The following is a 17,603-nucleotide window of genomic DNA, read 5'->3' on the forward strand; positions in this document are numbered from 1 at the left end:
TCGTGCGTGCGTCGTACATGCGTACGTTGTTCGGGAAGCGCTTTCTCCCTGGGCAGAGGTGTGCGAGGTCGTACTGCCGGTCAGCCCGCGTAGGGATCCGCGACCTTGCCCGGCCGGGCGAGGAACTCGAAGTCGCAGCCGGTGTCGGCCTGCGTGATCTGCTCGTTGTAGAGCGCGCCGTAGCCGCGCTCGTACCGTGCGGGCGGCGGCGTCCACTTCGCCCTGCGGCGCTCCAACTCCTCGTCGTCCACGTGCAGATGGAGCGTGCGCGACTCGACGTCCAGGGTGATCGGGTCCCCGGTCCGCACCAGGGCCAGCGGTCCGCCGATGTACGACTCCGGCGCCACGTGCAGCACGCACGCGCCGTAACTCGTGCCGCTCATCCGGGCGTCGGAGATCCGCACCATGTCCCGTACACCCTGCTTCAGCAGGTGGTCGGGGATCGGCAGCATGCCGTACTCGGGCATGCCCGGACCACCCTTGGGGCCCGCGTTGCGGAGCACGATCACGCTGTCGGCGGTGATGCCGAGCGACGGGTCGTTGATGGTCCGCTGCATCGTCTTGTAGTCGTCGAAGACGACCGCGGGGCCGGTGTGCTTGAGCAGGTGCTGTTCGGCGGCGATGTGCTTGATGACGGCGCCGTCCGGGCAGAGGTTGCCGCGCAGCACGGCGACCCCGCCTTCGCCGGCGACCGGGTTGTCGCGGGTGCGGATCACGTCGTCGTTGTGGACGACGGCGCCCTCGATCTGCTCCCCCAGGGTGCCGTTGACGGTCGGCCGGTCCAGGTGCAGCAGGTCGGTGATCCGCGAGAGGAAGGCGGGCAGACCGCCGGCGAAGTAGAAGTCCTCCATGAGGTACGTCTGACCGCCCGGACGGACGTTCGCGAGAAACGGCACGGTACGCGCGATGCGGTCGAAGTCGTCGAGGGTGAGCTTGACGTCCGCCCGGCCGGCCATCGCGATCAGGTGGATGACCGCGTTGGTGGAGCCGCCCAGGCCGAGCACCGTGGTGACGGCGTCCTCGAAGGCCTCGCGGGTGAGGATCTCGGACGGCCTCAGCCCGGTCCAGGCGAGCTCCACGGCGCGGCGACCGGAGGCGGCGGCCATGCGCTCGTGCCCGGAGTCGACGGCCGGGATCGAGGAGGCACCGGGCAGGGTCATGCCGAGGGCTTCCGCCGCCGCGGTCATCGTGGAGGCGGTGCCCATGGTCATGCAGTGCCCGGGTGAACGCGCCAACCCGCCCTGGAGCTCCCGCAGTTCACAGTCCGTCAGGTTGCCCGCGCGATGCTCGTCCCAGTACTTCCACATGTCGGTGCCGGACCCGAGGGTCTCACCGCGCCAGTGCCCCGGCAGCATCGGCCCGGCGGGCACGAAGATCGACGTGACATCGGCCGAGGCCGCGCCCATGAGCAGCGCCGGCGTCGACTTGTCGCAGCCGCCGAGCAGCACCGCCGCGTCGATCGGGTACGACCGCAGCAGCTCCTCCGTCTCCATCGCGAGCAGGTTGCGGTAGAGCATCGGGGTCGGCTTCTGGTACGTCTCGGAGAGCGTGGCGACCGGGAACTCGAGCGGGAAACCCCCGGCCTGCCACACCCCCCGCTTGACCGCCTCGGCACGCTCACGCAGATGGACGTGGCAGGGGTTGATGTCGGACCAGGTGTTGAGTACGGCGATCACCGGGCGGCCCCGGTACTCCTCCGCCTCGTAGCCGAGCTGGCGCATGCGGGCGTTGTGCGACCAGGTGCGCAGCTGGCCCTCGGCGCCGTACCACTGATGGCTTCTGAGTTCCTCGGGGCGCTTTCGGCGGGTGCTCTTCTCGCTGGTCATATCGACCACCCGGCGGCTATGGCGGCGACCTCGGCGCGCTCGTCCTCGGGCAGGTGCCGGCTCGGCGGGCGGACGTCGCGGCGGCACAGGCCGAGGGAGGCGAGGGCCTCCTTGACGACCGTGACGTTGTTGGCGGAGCCGTTCGCGGCGCGCAGCTCCTCGAAGCGGCGGATCTGCTCCCAGACCTTCATCGCGCCCGGGTAGTCACCGGATCGAAGCGCTTCGATCATGTTCAGCGAAACGGACGGGGCGACGTTCACGAGTCCGGAGGTGAAGCCGGTGGCGCCCGCGGAGAAGTACGAGGGCGCGTACGGCTCGGCGAGACCCGCGACCCACACGAAGCGGTCGAGCCCCGCGTCCCGCGCGAAGGCGGCGAACCTGGCGGCGTCCGGGACGGCGTACTTCACGCCGATGACGTTCGGGCAGTGGTCGGCGAGTTCGGCGAGGCGCTCGCCGCTGAGCTGGGCGTTGCGGATGTACGGCACGACGCCGAGCTCGGGCACGGCCTCGGCGATGGCCCGGTGGTAGTCGACCCAGCCGTTCTGGGAGACGTACGGGTGGACGGGCTGGTGGACCATCACCATCTGGGCGCCGAGCTCGCGGGCGTGCCGGGCGGAGGCGATGGCGGTGGGCACGTCGTGGCCGACGCCGACGAGGACGACGGCGCGGTCACCGGCCTCGTCGACGGTCAGCTCGGTGACGAGCCGGCGCTCCTCGGGGCTGAGGGCGTAGAACTCCCCGGTGTTGCCGTTGGGGGTGAGGGTGGTGATGCCCCCGTCGAGGAGACGACGCAGCAGCGCCCGGTGGGCGTCCTGGTCGACGCGGCCGTCCTCGGCGAACGGGGTCACCGGGATCGCCACCACGTCGGCCAGGGCCGTCCGTTGGGTCTCGAACGTCGTGGTCATGCCGGACCGTCCTCTCCCTGGGCCTCGGCCCCCGCGCCGGGGAAGGCCCGCTCGACGAACGACGCGATGTGGGCGTGCAGGGCGCGCGCGGCGCCGTCCGCGTCCCCTTCGAGCGCGAGCCGCAGGATCTCCCGGTGCTCACCGGCCTCCCGGTCCCAGGAGGGCGAGGCGGCCCAGGCGACGGCGGAGACGAGGGCGGCCTGGTCGCGGACCTCGTCGAGCATCCGGCCGAGCAGCGGGTTGCCGCAGGGCAGGTAGAGGGCGCGGTGGAACTCCCGGTTGGCGAGGGAGCGTTCGGCGGTGTCGCCGGCGGCGTCGGCGCGGGTCAGCGCGTCACGGGCGGCGTCGAGGGAGGCACCGCGCCGGACCGCCCGCTTCAGGGCCTCGGGCTCCAGCAGCAGCCGCACGTCGTAGACCTCGCGCGCCATGTCCGCGTCCACCATGCGCACCGTGACGCCCTTGTACTGGCTCATCACGACCAGCCCGGTCCCGGCCAACGTCTTGAGCGCCTCGCGCACCGGGGTCTTCGACACCCCGAACTGCGCGGCGAGCTCGGTCTCGACCAGGGCCTGACCTGGCGTCAACTGCCCGGTGAGGATGCGGCGTTTGATCTCCTCCAGCACGTACTGCGTGCGGGAGGGGATCGGCGTGGGCACAGAGGTCATGCGCGCCTCTCGGATCTTCGCGGGATGGCTCTCGCGTATGGGATCTCACGTATCGCGTCTCATATATGACGTACGAAGTACGACGCGATGAAGGTAAGAGGGGGCGCATGTTTCGTCAATGCTTCTTACAAAGGAAGTTGAGGTTGCCTCAGACGCGCAGCACGTGCCCCTCGCGCGCGGCGACGGTGGGCCCGCCGAAGGCCTCGGCAGCGCGTACGGTCGCCGCTTCCGGGGTGAGCGTGGGCCCGACGTGCGTGACGACGAGCTCCCGTACGCCCGCCCGGCGGGCGGCACTTCCGGCGTCCTCGGGCGTCAGGTGCACCTGTTCGCCCTCGCGATGCTCGTCGATGTCGGCCTCGCACAGGAACAGGTCGGCGTCCAGGGCGAGTTCGGTGAGCGCGGGGCAGGGACCGCTGTCCCCGGAGTACGCGAGAACCCGCCCGCCGCTCTCCACCCGCAGCCCGTACGCCTCGACGTCGTGCACGACGGCACGCGAGGTGAGGAGCAGGTCGCCGTGCTGGGCGGTGTGGCCGTCATGCAGGGGCCGGAAGTCGAAGACGCCGCTCAGGAACCCGGCGTCCGGCCGCCCGAAGAAGGCGGCGAGGCGCTGCCCACAGTCGCCCGGCGCGTAGACCGCAATGGGCACGTCCGGAGTGAGCCCGCCGTAGGCCAGGCCATAGAAGGCGGCGAGGAGATCGGCGTTGTGGTCGGCGTGGAGGTGGGAGATCCAGACAGCGCTGAGCCGTGCCGGGTTCGTATGCCGCTGCAACTCCGCGAAGGTCCCGGTCCCGGCGTCCACCCACACCTCGGCCCCTCCGCCTCGCACCAGATAGCCGGAGCAGGGGCGGCCGGGGCCGGGGTGCGGGGACGCGGTGCCGAGGACGGTGAGCGTGAGGCTGAGAGACATGCGGGGAGCGTATGTCCCCGCCGCCTGGTGGTGCCCGGGGTTACGGCGCCCAGCCGGGGTCCCGCCCGCTCAGTCCCACGGCACGGTCCAGCAGCGACGCCTCGCCCGGCACCGGGACGACCGGGCCGAAGATGCCGCCGCCCCGGTCGGAGTCGTCGGCGGCGGCGCGGAGGAAGTCGTACGACGCCTGGAGGGCGGCCGGGTCCGGTGCGTACGGCAGGCCCGTCGCCACGGCCAGGTCCCAGCCGTGGATCACCAGCTCGTCCGCGGCCACCGCCGCCGCCACGGCAGCGGGCAGGTCCACGCCGCCCGCACGGGTCATGCCGGCCCACGCGTCCGGAGCGCGCCACGCCTCGGCCAGTTCGTCGAGCACCTTGGGCAGCTCCTCGCGCCAGCCCGGCCCGATGTCCGGTACGGCGGCCTCGGGGCTGGTGTCGGTCGTGACGCCCAGGTCCTTACGTCCCGCGTCGCGGAAGGCGACGGCCAAGCCGATCAAGTGGCCCAGCAGGTTATGCACCGCCATGTCCGGGCAGGGCGTCCGCGCCGAGAGCTGCTCGTCGGTGACACCGTCCGCGAGACGGGCCACGATGCGGGCCTGCGGTCCGAGGTCGAGGGTCGTGTCGGTCATGGGCCGGCTCCTCACAGATGGGTTTCTGAGAGGTAGACCGACGGGGGTGACGAAACTAATCGGCGGCGCCCGCGAGATTCATCGACGGGGCGGGCCCTGGGCGTAGGGGGCGCCTGGACTGGCTGAGGCGAAGGGCCTCGATGCGGGGGGCAGGACCGCCTAGGGCAGGCCGAAGGGCCGACACGGGAGGAGGGCGGCCACCCGGAGCAGGCCAAGCAGCCAACGCCGGACGCACGGGGACCACCTGAAACAGATCAAGCGGCCAACGCCGGACGCGGCATGCCACCTGGGCAGGCCGAGTGGTCGCCCACGGGTAAACAGGCCCGGCCCCCACCGCCCTGGCCGGCTGCGGCCGACGGCTCATCCCGGGCCGGCGCGCCCACGGGGCACGGCGCGCCGGTACTACGCCCCAGCTTTACACGCCCCGCACCCGGCGCTCCCGTCCCCCTACGCCCCGCCCATGCAGTTCCGGCGGCCATGACCGCGTTGAAGCGCCACCGGTGCGGTTTCCGGATCAGTCCGTCCAGTCCTCGCCCGTGATGCCGTCGGGATGTCCCGTCGGCCACTGGACCAGCTCGATCCGGTTGCCGTCCGGATCGGTGAGCCATGCGGTCAGGAAGTCGTCCGAACCGTCCGGCGATACGGGAGCCTCGGCGTCGACGCCCCGCGCGGCGAGTTCGCCGAGAGTGGCCGTCATCGACTCCACCTTGATGACGAAATGGTTGAGGACGCCGCTGTTACCGCCGTCGGCCTTGTATCCCCCTGCGGGATCGTGGACGAGTTCGATACTGACGAACTCGTCGCCGGGTAGCTTCAGCATGGTCAGGCTTCCGAACGGGGTCTCCGGGACACTCCCGATCACCTCGTAGCCGACGGCCGTGTAGAACACGAGCGATCGTTCGAGGTCGGCCACGCGAAGGCCGAAGTGCAGGGTCCTCATCGATTCCCCTTCCCGGACGGCAAAAACGGCCCGCCGGGAATCCGACGGACCGTCACACTACTCCGAGCAGGATGTCAGCCGACCGGCTCCGCGACAATGGCGGCCGACGTCTCCGTGGTCCTGAACTCTTCGGACTCGACACCCTCATCCCGCTGCTTCTTCAGCGCGAGTTCCCGGGCCGTCTTTTCCGAGAACAGCCTCATTTCCGCCTCGGTCCGGAGATCGAACACCATTGCCTCCTTCGAACTTTGTCCGGTCGCGGCTCCCTTGGTCACCGCGAGCACCTCTTTGCCTGAACATTACCTTGCGACCCGCCCCCGAGTCACGATCAATTCACGTTCCCACACAGGGAATTGGCGCACTGTTCACCCTGCGCCCACCCCACCCCACCCGACCTCCACCACTCGCCACCACGCTCCACCGCACACCATCACAGACCACCGGAAGCCCTATGGCACACAGCGCGAAAGGCACGCCGCCTAAGGCACTTCCCCCATCCGCACGCCCCCGCCTTAGACACAAGATGGCGTGCCATGACGACAACCACCACCTGGGCACTCGTGCATGTCCTGCGCGACCGCAACTCCGCCCTCTACCTCGCCGGAGTCGTGGTCTCCGGCTTCGGCACCTCGGCGTTGTGGCTGGCGTCCGGCGTCTGGGTCAAGGACCTGACCGGGTCCGACGGCCTGGCCGCGCTGTGCATGCTCGCCATGTGGGCGCCCACCCTGGCCGGCCCGCTCCTCGGCACGCTCGCCGACCGCACCCGCCGCAAACCGCTGCTGATCGGCGCGAACCTCCTCCTGGCCGCCCTCCTGCTCACCCTCTTCACCGTCGACTCCCCCGCCCGCCTCTGGCTCCTCTTCGCGGTCCTGTTCGTCTACGGCGCCGCAGGCGTCGTGCACGACGCCGCCGAGTCCGCCCTCGTCGCCGGCGCGGTCCCCGCGTCGCTGCTCGGCGACTTCAACGGACTGCGTATGACGGCCACCGAGGGCATGAAGCTTCTCGCCCCGCTGGCCGGCGCGGGCGTCTACGCGGCGTACGGCGGCGCGAGCGTCGCCCTGCTCGACGCCGTGACGTTCGTGATCGCGACCGGCCTGTACGCCTGCCTCCGCGTCCGCGAGAGCACACCCGAACCGCCGGGCAGCGGCTGGCGGGCGCAGACCGCCGAGGGGGCCCGCTACCTCTGGACACACCCCCGGCTGCGCCCTCTCGTCCTGGCCGGCGGCACCACCATGCTCTTCGCCGGTCTCAACGGCGCGCTGTTCTACGCCGTGATCGACGGCCTCGGGCACGACCCGGCCTACGCCGGAGTCCTGTACGCCGTCCAGGGCGCCGGCTCGGTGGCGAGCGGGCTGCTCTCCGGCCCCGCGCTGCGCCGCCTCGGCGAGCGCCGTTTCGCCGCGTACGGCATCGCCCTCACGGCCACCGCGGCCGGCCTGCGGGCGATCCCGTCCGACCCGGTGGCCCTGGTCTGCAGCGCGGCGATCGGCGCGGGCCTGCCCTGCGTGCTGGTCGCCGCGTTCACCGCCGTACAGCGCGAGACACCGGACGCCCTGCTCGGCCGTACGGCCGCCACGGCCGGCACACTCGTCTTCACGCCGAACGTCATCGGGCTGGCCTCGGGGGCCGCGCTGGTCGAACTGCTCGACGTGCGGCTGCTGTCGGCCGCCGTGGGCGTGGCGTGGCTGGTGGCCACCCTGCCGCTGCTTCAGAGGGCGGCCAGCGCCTCCCGCACCGCCACCAAGTCGCCGTCCGACGCCAACCCCGCGTGATAGAGCCGGATTTCCGTGGCCCCCAGCTCACGCGCGCGTGCCGCGTCCGACGCCAGCGTGCCCGGGCTGCCGCCCATCCCGGAGACCACACCGAAGTTGGCGGCGATGACCGCGCCCTCGCGCCCCTGCTCGGCGAAGGGCGTCAGCAGAGCGGGGCCGCCCGCGCAGGGCACGACGACGCCGTCCGCGACGGAGAGGATGTGCTCGGGGTCGACGCCCGGGTTGGCGCCGACGTGGTACGTCACGGGGTCGGCGTGCAGCAGGATCTGGAAGCCGTCGGGGGCGGCCGCGCGGACCGCCCGGACCGCCGTCTCCTGGAGTGTGCGGGCGGTTTCGTCGCGCCACGCGCGCGTGGCCGCCGCGTTCGACTCGCCGAGCAGCTTCTCGACCCCGGCCCAGCCCTCGTCGGCGACGGTGCCCTGCCACAGCGGTTCGAGGGCGGCGCGTACGGCGGCGGCCAGCTCGTCGGCGTCCAGGCCCTGGGCGCCGTAGCCCTCCCGGCAGGTGGGGCAGAAACAGAGCGCCATCAGGTACATCCCGGCGTCGCCGAGCGGGACCCCGGCGGTCTTGTCGTGCGCGTGCAGGTGCTGCAGCCCGTACCAGCCGAGGGACTCCAGCTCGGTGCCGCGCGCCCCGGGCCGTACGGCGGCCTCGGCGGCCAGGTCGACGAGGTACGCGCGCGTGGCGGGCTGTGCGATGCAGGGGGCCCAGGGGTAGCGGTCGCCGTAGGCGTTGACGACCGAGGTGTCGGGGTGCTCGGCGCCCAGGCGTGAGTTGTGCGCCAGGACCACCCAGGTGTGCACCTCCAGACCGGTGTCCGCGAGCGCGGCGGCCGCCTCGCCGAAAGCGTCGCCCGGCGCCCAGTCCCCGGCCGCGTACGGGCGCAGCTCCCGGCCCTGCCACCGGTCGTCCGTCGGATACAGCACGCAGGCGTGCTCGGCGGTGACGATGCGGCGGCGCGGGTGGCGGGGGGTGAGGGCGCGGGTGGAGTGGTAGGCGGCGGCGAGCGTCACCTGCTGCACGCCGAGGGAGGCGATTCTGCCGGGTGCCTCCGGGTCTCCGTTGACGTCCCAGGGGTAGACGAATGTCGACGCCTTCACTTGGTTTCCTCCGGCTCCTTCTCCAGCAGCGCGTATCCGCGCTCGATCACCTCGGCGAGCTGCTTGACATGATCCTCGCTCGGCTCGTGCAGCGGAGGCCGCACCTCCCCCACGTCCAGCCCGCGCAGCCGTACGCCGGCCTTGACGAGGGCGACGGCGTAGCCACGGCCCTGGGCGCGCAGCTCGACGAACGGGCGGTAGAAACCGTCCAGGAGGCGGTTCACCGTGGTGTCGTCGCCCGCCTCCAGCGCCCCGTAGAAGGCGAGGGCGATCTCGGGGGCGAAGCAGAACACGGCGGAGGAGTAGAGCGTGACGCCGATGGCCCGGTAGGCGAGCTGGGTCTGTTCGGCGGTCGGCAGGCCGTTGAAGTAGAGGAAGTCGCCGGGGATCTCGGTGCGTACGGCGCTGACGATCCGCTGCATGAGGTCCAGGTCGCCGAGGCCGTCCTTGAGCCCGATGACGCCGTCCGTGCGGGCCAGCTCGACGACGGTGTCCGGGGTGAACACGGCGTTGTCGCGCTGGTAGACGATGACAGGGAGCGCGCTCGCCGCGGCGACCTCCCGGTAGTGCCGCAGCAGCCCCTCCTGCCCGGCGACGACGAGATACGGCGGCATGGCGAGCAGCCCGTCCGCCCCGGCCGCCTCGGCGAGCCGCGCGTACCGCACGGCGAGGGCGGTGCCGTATCCGGCGCCCGCGACAACCGGCACCCGCCCCGCCGCCTCCTCGACGGCCGCCCGCACACACGCCTGGAACTCCTCGGGCGTGAGCGCGTGGAACTCCCCGGTGCCGCAAGCCGCGAACACGGCGGCGGCTCCGGCCTCGACGCCCCGGCGCACATGGGCGCGGTACGTGTCGAGGTCGACCGAGCCGTCGGGCCCGTAGGCGGTGACGGGGAAGAACAGCGGCCCGCCGGGGATGCCGAGGCGTGCGGCGAGGGGGGCTGGCGTCACGGGCTCTCCCTAGAACGGGCGCTCACTCGTAGGGCGCTCATGTTTCTGATCCGTGTCTACATTCTTGAACGAACCCACCCTATGGAGCCCGTTCGAGGCCGGTCAAGCGCACAAACCGCGAACTCGGCGGCGGAGTCACGCACTCCACGCGACACTTGACGTGATAGCCGGACGATCCTTAGCTTGTCCACGCATATGAATGCCGTCCATGCATGCGGTCGCTGAGCCGGCCGAGAACCGAGTCCCGCCGCGAGCCGCGCCGACCCAAGGAGCCCCGAGGATGCCCGCACCCCGCACCGTTCTGCTCACCGGAGCCGCCGGCGGACTCGGCACCCTGATGCGGGATTTGCTCCCGGCGTACGGCTACGAGCTGCGGCTGCTCGACCTGCGTCCCGTCGAGGGCGAGCCGGACGCGATCGTCGCCGACCTCGCCGACAAGGACGCGGTGCGTGAGGCCGTGCGGGGCGTCGACGCGATCATCCATCTCGCGGGCATCTCCCTGGAAGCCCCGTTCGAGAAGATCCTCAGGGCGAACATCGAGGGCACCTACCACCTGTACGAGGCGGCCCGCGAGGAGGGCGTGGAGCGCATCGTCTTCGCCTCCTCCAACCACGCCGTCGGCTTCACGCCCCGCCCCCAGGGCGACGCCCCCCTCATCCCGGTCGACACCCCGCGCCGCCCGGACACCTTCTACGGCCTGTCCAAGTCCTTCGGCGAGGACCTCGCGCAGTTCTACTGGGACAAGCACGGCCTGGAGACGGTGTCCGTCCGCATCGGCTCCTGCTTCCCCGAGCCGACCAGCGTCCGCATGCTCTCGCTGTGGATGAGCCCGGCCGACGGCGCCCGTCTCTTCCACGCGGCCCTGACCGCCGAGAACGTCGGGCACACCGTCGTCCACGGCTCCTCCGCGAACACGCGGCTGTGGTGGGACCTCACGAGCGCACGGGCCCTCGGCTACGAGCCGCAGGACGACTCCGAGCCGTATGCCGAGAAGCTCATCGCCGAGCAGGGTGACCTCGAAGCGGACAACGTCGCGCACGCCTACCTGGGCGGCCACTTCGTGAGCGACCCGCCGATCTGGCCGTACTGACCCGCCCGACACGGCGGAAAACGAGCGTCCGGGGAGCGGGCGGGCACCGAACGGGCCCGTCCGCTTCCGTATTCGGGCATCCGCGCTGCCCGATCTCACGTCGCGATCTACGGCTGCCCAGGTCCGAGACGGTCACGCGCCGAGCCAAACGGGCGCAAGCGGGCACCATCGACCCGGCAACAGAGCTGTTCAGACCCGCATCACCGCTGTAGAACTTCCCCCATGGGCCCCACCGGGCCCGAACGGGCAACACGATCCGACCGCCCCGGAGGCGATCGAGTCACGCAGCACAGCACGGAAGCGGGTGTCGACGATGACGACGGCCAACACGGCGAAGACCGCCGAGGAACGCCAGCGCGAGATCGTTCGCCTCGCACGCACCACCGGCTCGGTCGACGTCACCGCGCTCGCCACCGAACTGGGCGTCGCCAAGGAGACCGTACGACGGGACCTGCGTGTCCTGGAGGACCACGGCCTGCTCCGCCGGACCCACGGCGGCGCCTACCCCGTGGAGAGCGCCGGCTTCGAGACGACGCTCGCCTTCCGCGCCACCAGCCACGTACCCGAGAAGCGCCGGATCGCGGCCGCCGCGGCCGGGCTGCTCGGGACGCCGAGACGGTCTTCGTCGACGAGGGCTTCACCCCGCAGCTCGTCGCCGAGGCCCTGCCCACGGACCGTCCGCTGACCGTGGTCACCGCGTCCCTGCCGGTCGCTGGCTCGCTCGCCGAGGCCGAGAACATCTCGGTCCTGCTGCTCGGCGGCCGGGTGCGCTCCGGCACGCTGGCGACCGTCGACCACTGGACGACGAAGATGCTCGCCGGCTTCGTCATCGACCTGGCGTTCATCGGCGCCAACGGCATCTCCCGCGACCATGGCCTCACCACCCCCGACCCGGCGGTCAGCGAGGTCAAGTCACAGGCGATCCGGTCCGCGCGGCGCACGGTGTTCGCCGGTGTGCACACCAAGTTCGGAGCGGTCAGCTTCTGCCGGTTCGCCGAGGTCGGCGCGCTGGAGGCGATCGTGACGAGCACACTGCTCCCCGCATCCGAGGCCCACCGCTACTCGCTCCTCGGGCCGCAGGTCATCCGCGTCTGACGGCCGGGGCCACCCCCGGCACCCTCGCCCCCCACGCCCCTCCAACCGAAGATCCAGAAATCAAACCCACCCACCCCGTAGGGCACCTCCATACCCACTGCCGTCCCCTTTACTGCTAAATGTCCAGGAGCACCCCATGCGAACCCAGAGCCGACGCGCGCCACGCCACCTCCTCCTCGTGGCCGCCGTAGGGACGCTGATCACTCCGCTCGCCGCCTGCGCGGGCGCCGGCGGGTCCGGATCCTCCGACGGCGACTCCATCAACGTCCTGATGGTGAACAACCCGCAGATGGTGGAGCTGCAGAAGCTCACCGCGGACAACTTCACCAAGGACACCGGGATCAAGGTGAACTTCACCGTCCTGCCCGAGAACGACGTCCGGGACAAGATCAGCCAGGACTTCGCCAACCAGGCGGGCCAGTACGACGTCGCCACCCTCAGCAACTACGAGATCCCGATCTACGCCAAGAACGGCTGGCTCCACTCCCTGGACTCGTACGTCAGGAGTGACGCCGCCTTCGACCAGGACGACGTCCTCAAGCCGATGACACAGGCCCTCACCGCGGAGGACGGCAAGCTCTACGGCGAGCCCTTCTACGGTGAGTCCTCCTTCCTGATGTACCGCAAGGACGTCTTCGAGAAGGCGGGCCTGACCATGCCCGACAAGCCCACCTGGAAGCAGGTCGCCGACCTCGCCGCGAAGGTGGACGAGTCCGAGTCCGACATGAAGGGCATCTGCCTGCGCGGCCTTCCCGGTTGGGGCGAGGTCATGGCCCCGCTGACCACGGTCGTCAACACCTTCGGCGGCACCTGGTTCGACAAGGACTGGCAAGCGCGGCTGGACTCCAAGGAGTTCAAGGCGGCCACGCGGTTCTACGTCGACCTGGTCCGTAAGCACGGCGAGTCCGGCGCCGCACAGTCCGGCTATGCCGAGTGCCTGAACAACATGACCCAGAGCAAGACGGCCATGTGGTACGACGCCACGGCCGGCGCCGGTTCGCTGGAGGCCTCCGGCTCCCCGGTCAAGGGCAAGATCGGCTACGTGCCGGCGCCGGTCGAGAAGACCGACAGCTCCGGCTGGCTCTACACCTGGGCCTGGGGCGTCCAGAAGGCGTCCAAGAACGCCGAGAACGCCTGGAAGTTCATCTCCTGGGCCTCCGGCAAGGACTACGAGAAGCTCGTCGGCGAGAAGATCGGCTGGGCCAACGTGCCCGGCGGCAAGCGTGCGTCGACGTACGACATCCCGGAGTACCGCAAGGATGCGGCCGCCTTCGCGGACGTCACCCGTGACGCCATCGCGAACGCCGAGCCCGAGGACCCGGGCGTGCAGCCCCGGCCCGCGCCCGGCATCCAGTTCGTCGGCATCCCCGAGTTCACCGACCTGGGCACCAAGGTCTCCCAGGAGATCAGTGCCGCGATCGCCGGCCGGCAGTCCGTGGACAGCGCGCTGGGCAAGTCACAGCAGCTCGCCGAGGCCGTCGGAAAGAAGTACCAGTAATCATGACCGTCACCAATCCCCCCGCCCGGGTCGCCGCCACCTCCCCGCGGCCGGCGGCCCGGCGGCCGAACCGTATGCGCGCCTGGGCCACCCGAGCCCCCCTGCTGCCCGCACTGATCTTCATGGTCGCCGTGACGCAGCTGCCCTTCGTGGCCACGCTGGTGATCTCGTTCTTCGACTGGAACGCCCTCTACCCGGACCAGCGCCACTTCGCCGGCTTCGCCAACTACTCGGAAGTGCTGAGCACGCCCGACCTGCGCAAGTCGGTGTGGACAACGGTCCTGCTGACCGCCACGGTCGTACTCGTCAGCCTGGTGCTGGGCCTGCTGCTGGCGCTTCTGCTGGACCGGAAGTTCCGTGGCCGTGCCGCCGTGCGCACGATGCTCATCGCCCCGTTCCTGCTGGTGCCGATCGCGGCCGCACTGCTGTGGAAGCACGTGCTGTTCAACCCCGAATACGGCCTGTTCAACGGCGTCCTGCACTGGATCGCAGGGAACGGCGCGCCCCAGCCGGACTGGATCTCCGAGATGCCGCTCATGGCGGTCGAAGCCTCGCTCATCTGGCAGTGGACGCCGTTCATGACGCTGATCCTGCTCGCCGGGCTGCAGAGCCGTGACCCGCAGCTGATCGAGGCGGCCCGGGTGGACGGCGCGAGCGACTGGCAGGTGTTCGTCCACATGACGCTGCCGCACATCCGCCGCTACATCGAACTGAGCGTGCTGCTCGGGTCGATCTACATCGTGCAGAACTTCGACGCGGTGTACACGATCACCTCCGGCGGCCTGGGCACCGCGAACCTGCCGTACACCATCTACCAGACCTTCTACCAGGCGCACGAGAACGGCCTCGCCTCGGCGGCCGGCGTCATCGTCGTCATCGGCTCGATCATCCTCGCGACCTTCGCCCTGCGCGTCGTGTCGTCCCTGTTCCGCGCGGAGGTGTCCCGCTGATGACCACCCTCACCACCGCCACCCCGCGACGGTCCCGGGCGCGGATCCAGGGTGCCGCCCTGGGCGTCACCGCGTGGCTGGCCGGCATCGTGTTCGCCCTGCCCATCCTCTGGATGGTCCTGACGTCCTTCCACTCCGAGGCGGACGCGGCGACCAACCCGCCCTCCCTCGCCGCCTCCCTCACCCTGGACAGCTACCGCGAGTTCTTCGGCGCGGGCGGCGGCGCCAGCCCCTGGCCCTCCCTGATCAACTCGACGACGGCTTCGATCGCCTCCACGCTGCTGACGCTGCTCCTCGCGCTGCCCGCCGCGTACGCGCTCTCCATCCGGCCGGTGAAGAAGTGGACCGACGTCCTGTTCTTCTTCCTGTCCACCAAGATGCTCCCGCTCGTCGCGGGCCTGCTGCCGATCTACCTGTTCGCCAAGAACACCGGTCTGCTCGACAACATCTGGGCGCTGGTCATCCTCTACACGGCCATGAACCTGCCGATCGCGGTGTGGATGATGCAGTCCTTCCTCGCCGAGGTACCGGTCGCGATCATCGAGGCGGCGCAGATCGACGGCGCGAGGCTGCCGACGATCCTGGGGCGGGTGGTGGCGCCCATCGCCCTGCCCGGAATCGCGGCGACGTCCCTGATCTGCTTCATCTTCAGCTGGAACGAGCTGCTGTTCGCCCGGGTCCTCACGGGCGTGGTCGCCCAGACCGCTCCCGTCTTCCTGACCGGCTTCATCACCAGCCAGGGCCTGTTCCTGGCGAAGGTGTGCGCCGCGTCGCTCGTCATCTCCCTGCCGGTGCTCGCCGCGGGGTTCGCAGCCCAGGACAAGCTGGTCCAGGGCCTGTCGTTGGGAGCCGTGAAATGAAGGCCGCCGTCATCGAGTCCGTGGGCAAGGCCGTCGTCGCCGAGGTCCCTGACCCGACGCCAGGACCGCGCGACGTCGTGGTCGAGGTCGCGGCGTGCGGCCTGTGCGGAACCGATCTCCACATCCTCCAGGGCGAGTTCGCCCCGAAGCTGCCGATCGTGCCCGGGCACGAGTTCGCGGGCGAGGTGGTCGGGGTCGGCACCCAGGTCACGGAGCTGTCGGTCGGCGACCGGGTCGCGGTGGACCCCTCGCTGTACTGCTACGAGTGCCGCTACTGCCGTACGGGCCACAACAACCTCTGCGAGCGCTGGGCGGCGATCGGCGTGACGACGGCGGGCGGCGCGGCACGCTACGCGGTGGCCCCGGTGGCGAACTGCGTGAAGCTGCCGGAGCACGTCCGCACCGAGGACGCCGCGCTGGTGGAGCCACTGTCGTGCGCGGTCCGCGGCTACGACGTCCTCCAATCCCGCCTGGGCGCCCACGTCCTGATCTACGGCTCGGGCACGATGGGCCTGATGATGCTGGAGCTCGCCAAGCGGACGGGGGCGGCCAGCGTGGACGTGGTGGACGTGAACCCGGCGCGGCTGGAAACGGCACGACGGCTCGGCGTCTCGGCGTCCGCCGCGAACCCGGACGAGCTGGACCGGCCCCAGGGCTGGGACCTGGTGGTGGACGCGACGGGCAACGCGGCGGCGATCCAGGACGGCCTGGACCGGGTCGCGAAGGCGGGCACGTTCCTGCAGTTCGGGGTGGCGGACTACGCGACCCGGGTGACGATCGACCCGTACCGCATCTACAACCAGGAGATCACCATCACGGGCTCGATGGCGGTGCTGCACAGCTTCGAGCGCGCGGCGGAGCTGTTCGCGACCGGCGTCCTCGACCCCGAGATCTTCATCAGCGACCGCATCCCGCTGGAGCGGTACCCGCAGGCGCTGGAGCAGTTCGCGTCGGGGGTGGGACGGAAGATCGTGGTGGTTCCGTAGAATCCAGCCCCTCCGGCGTTTGAGGAGCGGGGGTCCAGGGGGCGGAGCCCCCTGGCGGGGTCGAAGGGGCGGAGCCCCTTCAGGACGGGACGGGAAGGGGCGGCGGGGGCGAAACCCGCTGCTCCCGCCGAATGGCCCGGGTAAGGGAACGGTAAAGCGCCCCCGCTCGTTCACCCCGCATGACAGCTATGACCCCCGGCTCGAACATCCCTCTCCCCGCCGCGCGCGTGACGGTGGACGTCGCCGCCCCGGTGCGGCTCGACGTATCGGGCCTGCTGCTCACCGCCGACGGCAAGGTGCGCTCCGACGACGACTTCATCTTCTACAACCAACCCCAGGGCCCCGGCGTGACCTACCGCTCGGGCGGCGGCACCAGCCCCGACGCGATCACGGTCGACACATCAGCCGTTCCCCCCGGCATCGAGAAGATCGTCGTCACCGCCAGCCCGGACGCCGCCGGCCAGACCTTCCAGGGCATCGAACCGACGGCCACCATCCGCAACGCGGACGACAACAGCGCCCTGGCCACCTTCACGCCCCCGCAGCTCGGCACCGAGACGGCACTGGTGATCGTCGAGGTCTACCTGCGCAACGGCGCCTGGAAGGCCCGCGCGGTCGGCCAGGGCTACGCCAACGGCCTGGCCGGCATCGCCACCGACTTCGGCGTCACGGTCGAGGAACCGGCCCCCGCCCCCGCCGCCCCCGTGGCCCCGCCGCAGCCCACCATGCAGCCCCCGGTCGCCCCGCCGGCCCCGCCGATGTCCACTCCCCCGGCCCCGCAGGCACCCGCCGCTCCCCCGGCCCCGCCCGCGCCTCCCGCGCCCGGCGCCGGCAAGATCAACCTCGACAAGGGCCGGGTCAGCCTCCAGAAGAACCAGACCGTCTCCCTGGTCAAGGGCGGCCGCCCCCTGCTCTCCCAGGTCAAGATGGGCCTCGGCTGGGAGCCGGCGTACCGCGGCAAGGACATCGACCTGGACGCCTCGGTCATCGCGTACGGCCCGCAGCGCAACCACATCGACAGCTGCTACTTCGGCAAGCTCCAGATCGTGCAGGGCGCGATCCGCCACTCCGGCGACAACCTCACGGGTGAGGGCGGAGGCGACGACGAGGTCATCACCGTCGACCTCGGACGCCTCCCGCAGGAGGTCACCGGACTCGTCTTCACCGTCAACTCCTTCTCCGGCCAGAAGTTCACCGAGGTCGCCAAGGCCTACTGCCGGCTGATCGACGCCGCCACCGGCGAGGAACTCGTCCGCTTCGACCTCACCAACGCCGAGGCGCAGACGGGCGTGATGATGGCGAAGTTGATCAAGCAGTTCTCCGGCGAGTGGGACATGACGGCCATGGGCGACTTCGTGAAGTCCCGCACGGTGAGGGGGATGGTGAAGCCGGCGGCGCAGGCGCTGTAGACAGCCGTACGACGTCCAGGGC

Annotated in this window: 16 protein-coding genes and 1 pseudogene; 8 read left to right on the forward strand and 9 right to left on the reverse strand. The window is 70.9% G+C overall.

Annotated features, from left to right (window positions below; all coding sequences use genetic code 11):
- Window positions 1–80: 80 nt before the first annotated feature.
- The 7 genes from araD to AB5J49_RS11330 all read right to left on the reverse strand — a co-directional run bounded on the left by araD (window position 81) and on the right by AB5J49_RS11330 (window position 6,146).
- Window positions 81–1,826: an L-arabinonate dehydratase gene (gene araD / locus AB5J49_RS11300; RefSeq protein ID WP_369168432.1), complete on the reverse strand. Its 1,746-nt coding sequence runs from the start codon at window positions 1,824–1,826 to the stop codon at window positions 81–83.
- Window positions 1,823–2,731, reverse strand: a complete 909-nt coding sequence (locus tag AB5J49_RS11305) for a dihydrodipicolinate synthase family protein (RefSeq protein WP_369168433.1) — start codon at window positions 2,729–2,731, stop codon at window positions 1,823–1,825. Before AB5J49_RS11305 ends, araD begins: the two co-directional genes overlap by 4 nt.
- On the reverse strand, window positions 2,728–3,396 hold the full coding sequence (locus tag AB5J49_RS11310) for a GntR family transcriptional regulator (RefSeq protein ID WP_369168434.1): 669 nt from the start codon (window positions 3,394–3,396) through the stop codon (window positions 2,728–2,730). Before AB5J49_RS11310 ends, AB5J49_RS11305 begins: the two co-directional genes overlap by 4 nt.
- A 148-nt stretch (window positions 3,397–3,544) precedes the next feature.
- Window positions 3,545–4,303 (reverse strand): MBL fold metallo-hydrolase, encoded by a 759-nt coding sequence (locus AB5J49_RS11315; protein ID WP_369168435.1) that lies wholly within the window; start codon window positions 4,301–4,303, stop codon window positions 3,545–3,547.
- Between the two features lie 40 nt (window positions 4,304–4,343).
- Window positions 4,344–4,931, reverse strand: coding sequence for a TIGR03086 family metal-binding protein (locus AB5J49_RS11320; RefSeq protein WP_369168436.1), 588 nt, complete (start codon window positions 4,929–4,931; stop codon window positions 4,344–4,346).
- A 514-nt stretch (window positions 4,932–5,445) separates the two neighbouring features.
- On the reverse strand, window positions 5,446–5,871 hold the full coding sequence (locus AB5J49_RS11325) for a VOC family protein (RefSeq protein ID WP_369168437.1): 426 nt from the start codon (window positions 5,869–5,871) through the stop codon (window positions 5,446–5,448).
- A gap of 74 nt (window positions 5,872–5,945) precedes the next feature.
- Entirely contained in the window at window positions 5,946–6,146 is a 201-nt protein-coding gene (locus AB5J49_RS11330; protein ID WP_369168438.1) for a hypothetical protein, read from the reverse strand.
- A 258-nt stretch (window positions 6,147–6,404) separates the two neighbouring features.
- Here AB5J49_RS11330 and AB5J49_RS11335 point away from each other — a divergent pair, with 258 nt between their 5' ends.
- Window positions 6,405–7,643 (forward strand): MFS transporter, encoded by a 1,239-nt coding sequence (locus tag AB5J49_RS11335; RefSeq protein ID WP_369168440.1) that lies wholly within the window; start codon window positions 6,405–6,407, stop codon window positions 7,641–7,643.
- Here the strand turns inward: AB5J49_RS11335 and AB5J49_RS11340 are convergent.
- Window positions 7,580–8,743, reverse strand: coding sequence for a hypothetical protein (locus AB5J49_RS11340; protein WP_369168441.1), 1,164 nt, complete (start codon window positions 8,741–8,743; stop codon window positions 7,580–7,582). The two genes, AB5J49_RS11335 and AB5J49_RS11340, sit on opposite strands and share 64 nt — an antisense overlap.
- Window positions 8,740–9,693 carry a 5-dehydro-4-deoxyglucarate dehydratase gene (locus AB5J49_RS11345; protein ID WP_369168442.1) on the reverse strand — a complete coding sequence of 318 codons (954 nt, stop codon included), beginning with the start codon at window positions 9,691–9,693 and terminating at the stop codon, window positions 8,740–8,742. The genes AB5J49_RS11340 and AB5J49_RS11345 overlap by 4 nt, the downstream gene beginning before the upstream one ends.
- A gap of 280 nt (window positions 9,694–9,973) precedes the next feature.
- Between AB5J49_RS11345 and AB5J49_RS11350 the strand changes: the two genes are divergently transcribed.
- The 7 genes and pseudogenes from AB5J49_RS11350 to AB5J49_RS11380 all read left to right on the forward strand — a co-directional run bounded on the left by AB5J49_RS11350 (window position 9,974) and on the right by AB5J49_RS11380 (window position 17,581).
- A complete protein-coding gene (locus AB5J49_RS11350; protein WP_369168443.1) occupies window positions 9,974–10,783 on the forward strand; it encodes an NAD-dependent epimerase/dehydratase family protein in 810 nt (269 codons plus the stop codon).
- A 313-nt stretch (window positions 10,784–11,096) separates the two neighbouring features.
- Window positions 11,097–11,878, forward strand: a pseudogene (locus AB5J49_RS11355) (DeoR/GlpR family DNA-binding transcription regulator).
- Window positions 11,879–12,014: 136 nt separating this feature from the next.
- The gene (locus AB5J49_RS11360) at window positions 12,015–13,376 is read left to right on the forward strand and encodes a sugar ABC transporter substrate-binding protein (RefSeq protein ID WP_369168444.1); all 1,362 of its coding nucleotides are present in this window, start codon (window positions 12,015–12,017) and stop codon (window positions 13,374–13,376) included.
- 2 nt (window positions 13,377–13,378) lie between these two features.
- Entirely contained in the window at window positions 13,379–14,326 is a 948-nt protein-coding gene (locus AB5J49_RS11365) for a carbohydrate ABC transporter permease (protein WP_369168446.1), read from the forward strand.
- Window positions 14,326–15,186 carry a carbohydrate ABC transporter permease gene (locus tag AB5J49_RS11370; protein WP_369168447.1) on the forward strand — a complete coding sequence of 287 codons (861 nt, stop codon included), beginning with the start codon at window positions 14,326–14,328 and terminating at the stop codon, window positions 15,184–15,186. Before AB5J49_RS11365 ends, AB5J49_RS11370 begins: the two co-directional genes overlap by 1 nt.
- On the forward strand, window positions 15,183–16,172 hold the full coding sequence (locus AB5J49_RS11375) for a zinc-dependent alcohol dehydrogenase family protein (RefSeq protein WP_369168448.1): 990 nt from the start codon (window positions 15,183–15,185) through the stop codon (window positions 16,170–16,172). Before AB5J49_RS11370 ends, AB5J49_RS11375 begins: the two co-directional genes overlap by 4 nt.
- A gap of 188 nt (window positions 16,173–16,360) precedes the next feature.
- Complete coding sequence (locus tag AB5J49_RS11380; RefSeq protein WP_369175102.1) at window positions 16,361–17,581, forward strand: TerD family protein; 1,221 nt, start codon at window positions 16,361–16,363, stop codon at window positions 17,579–17,581.
- Window positions 17,582–17,603: the final 22 nt, after the last annotated feature.

Source organism: Streptomyces sp. R28 (genome assembly GCF_041052385.1).
Lineage (GTDB): Bacteria > Actinomycetota > Actinomycetes > Streptomycetales > Streptomycetaceae > Streptomyces.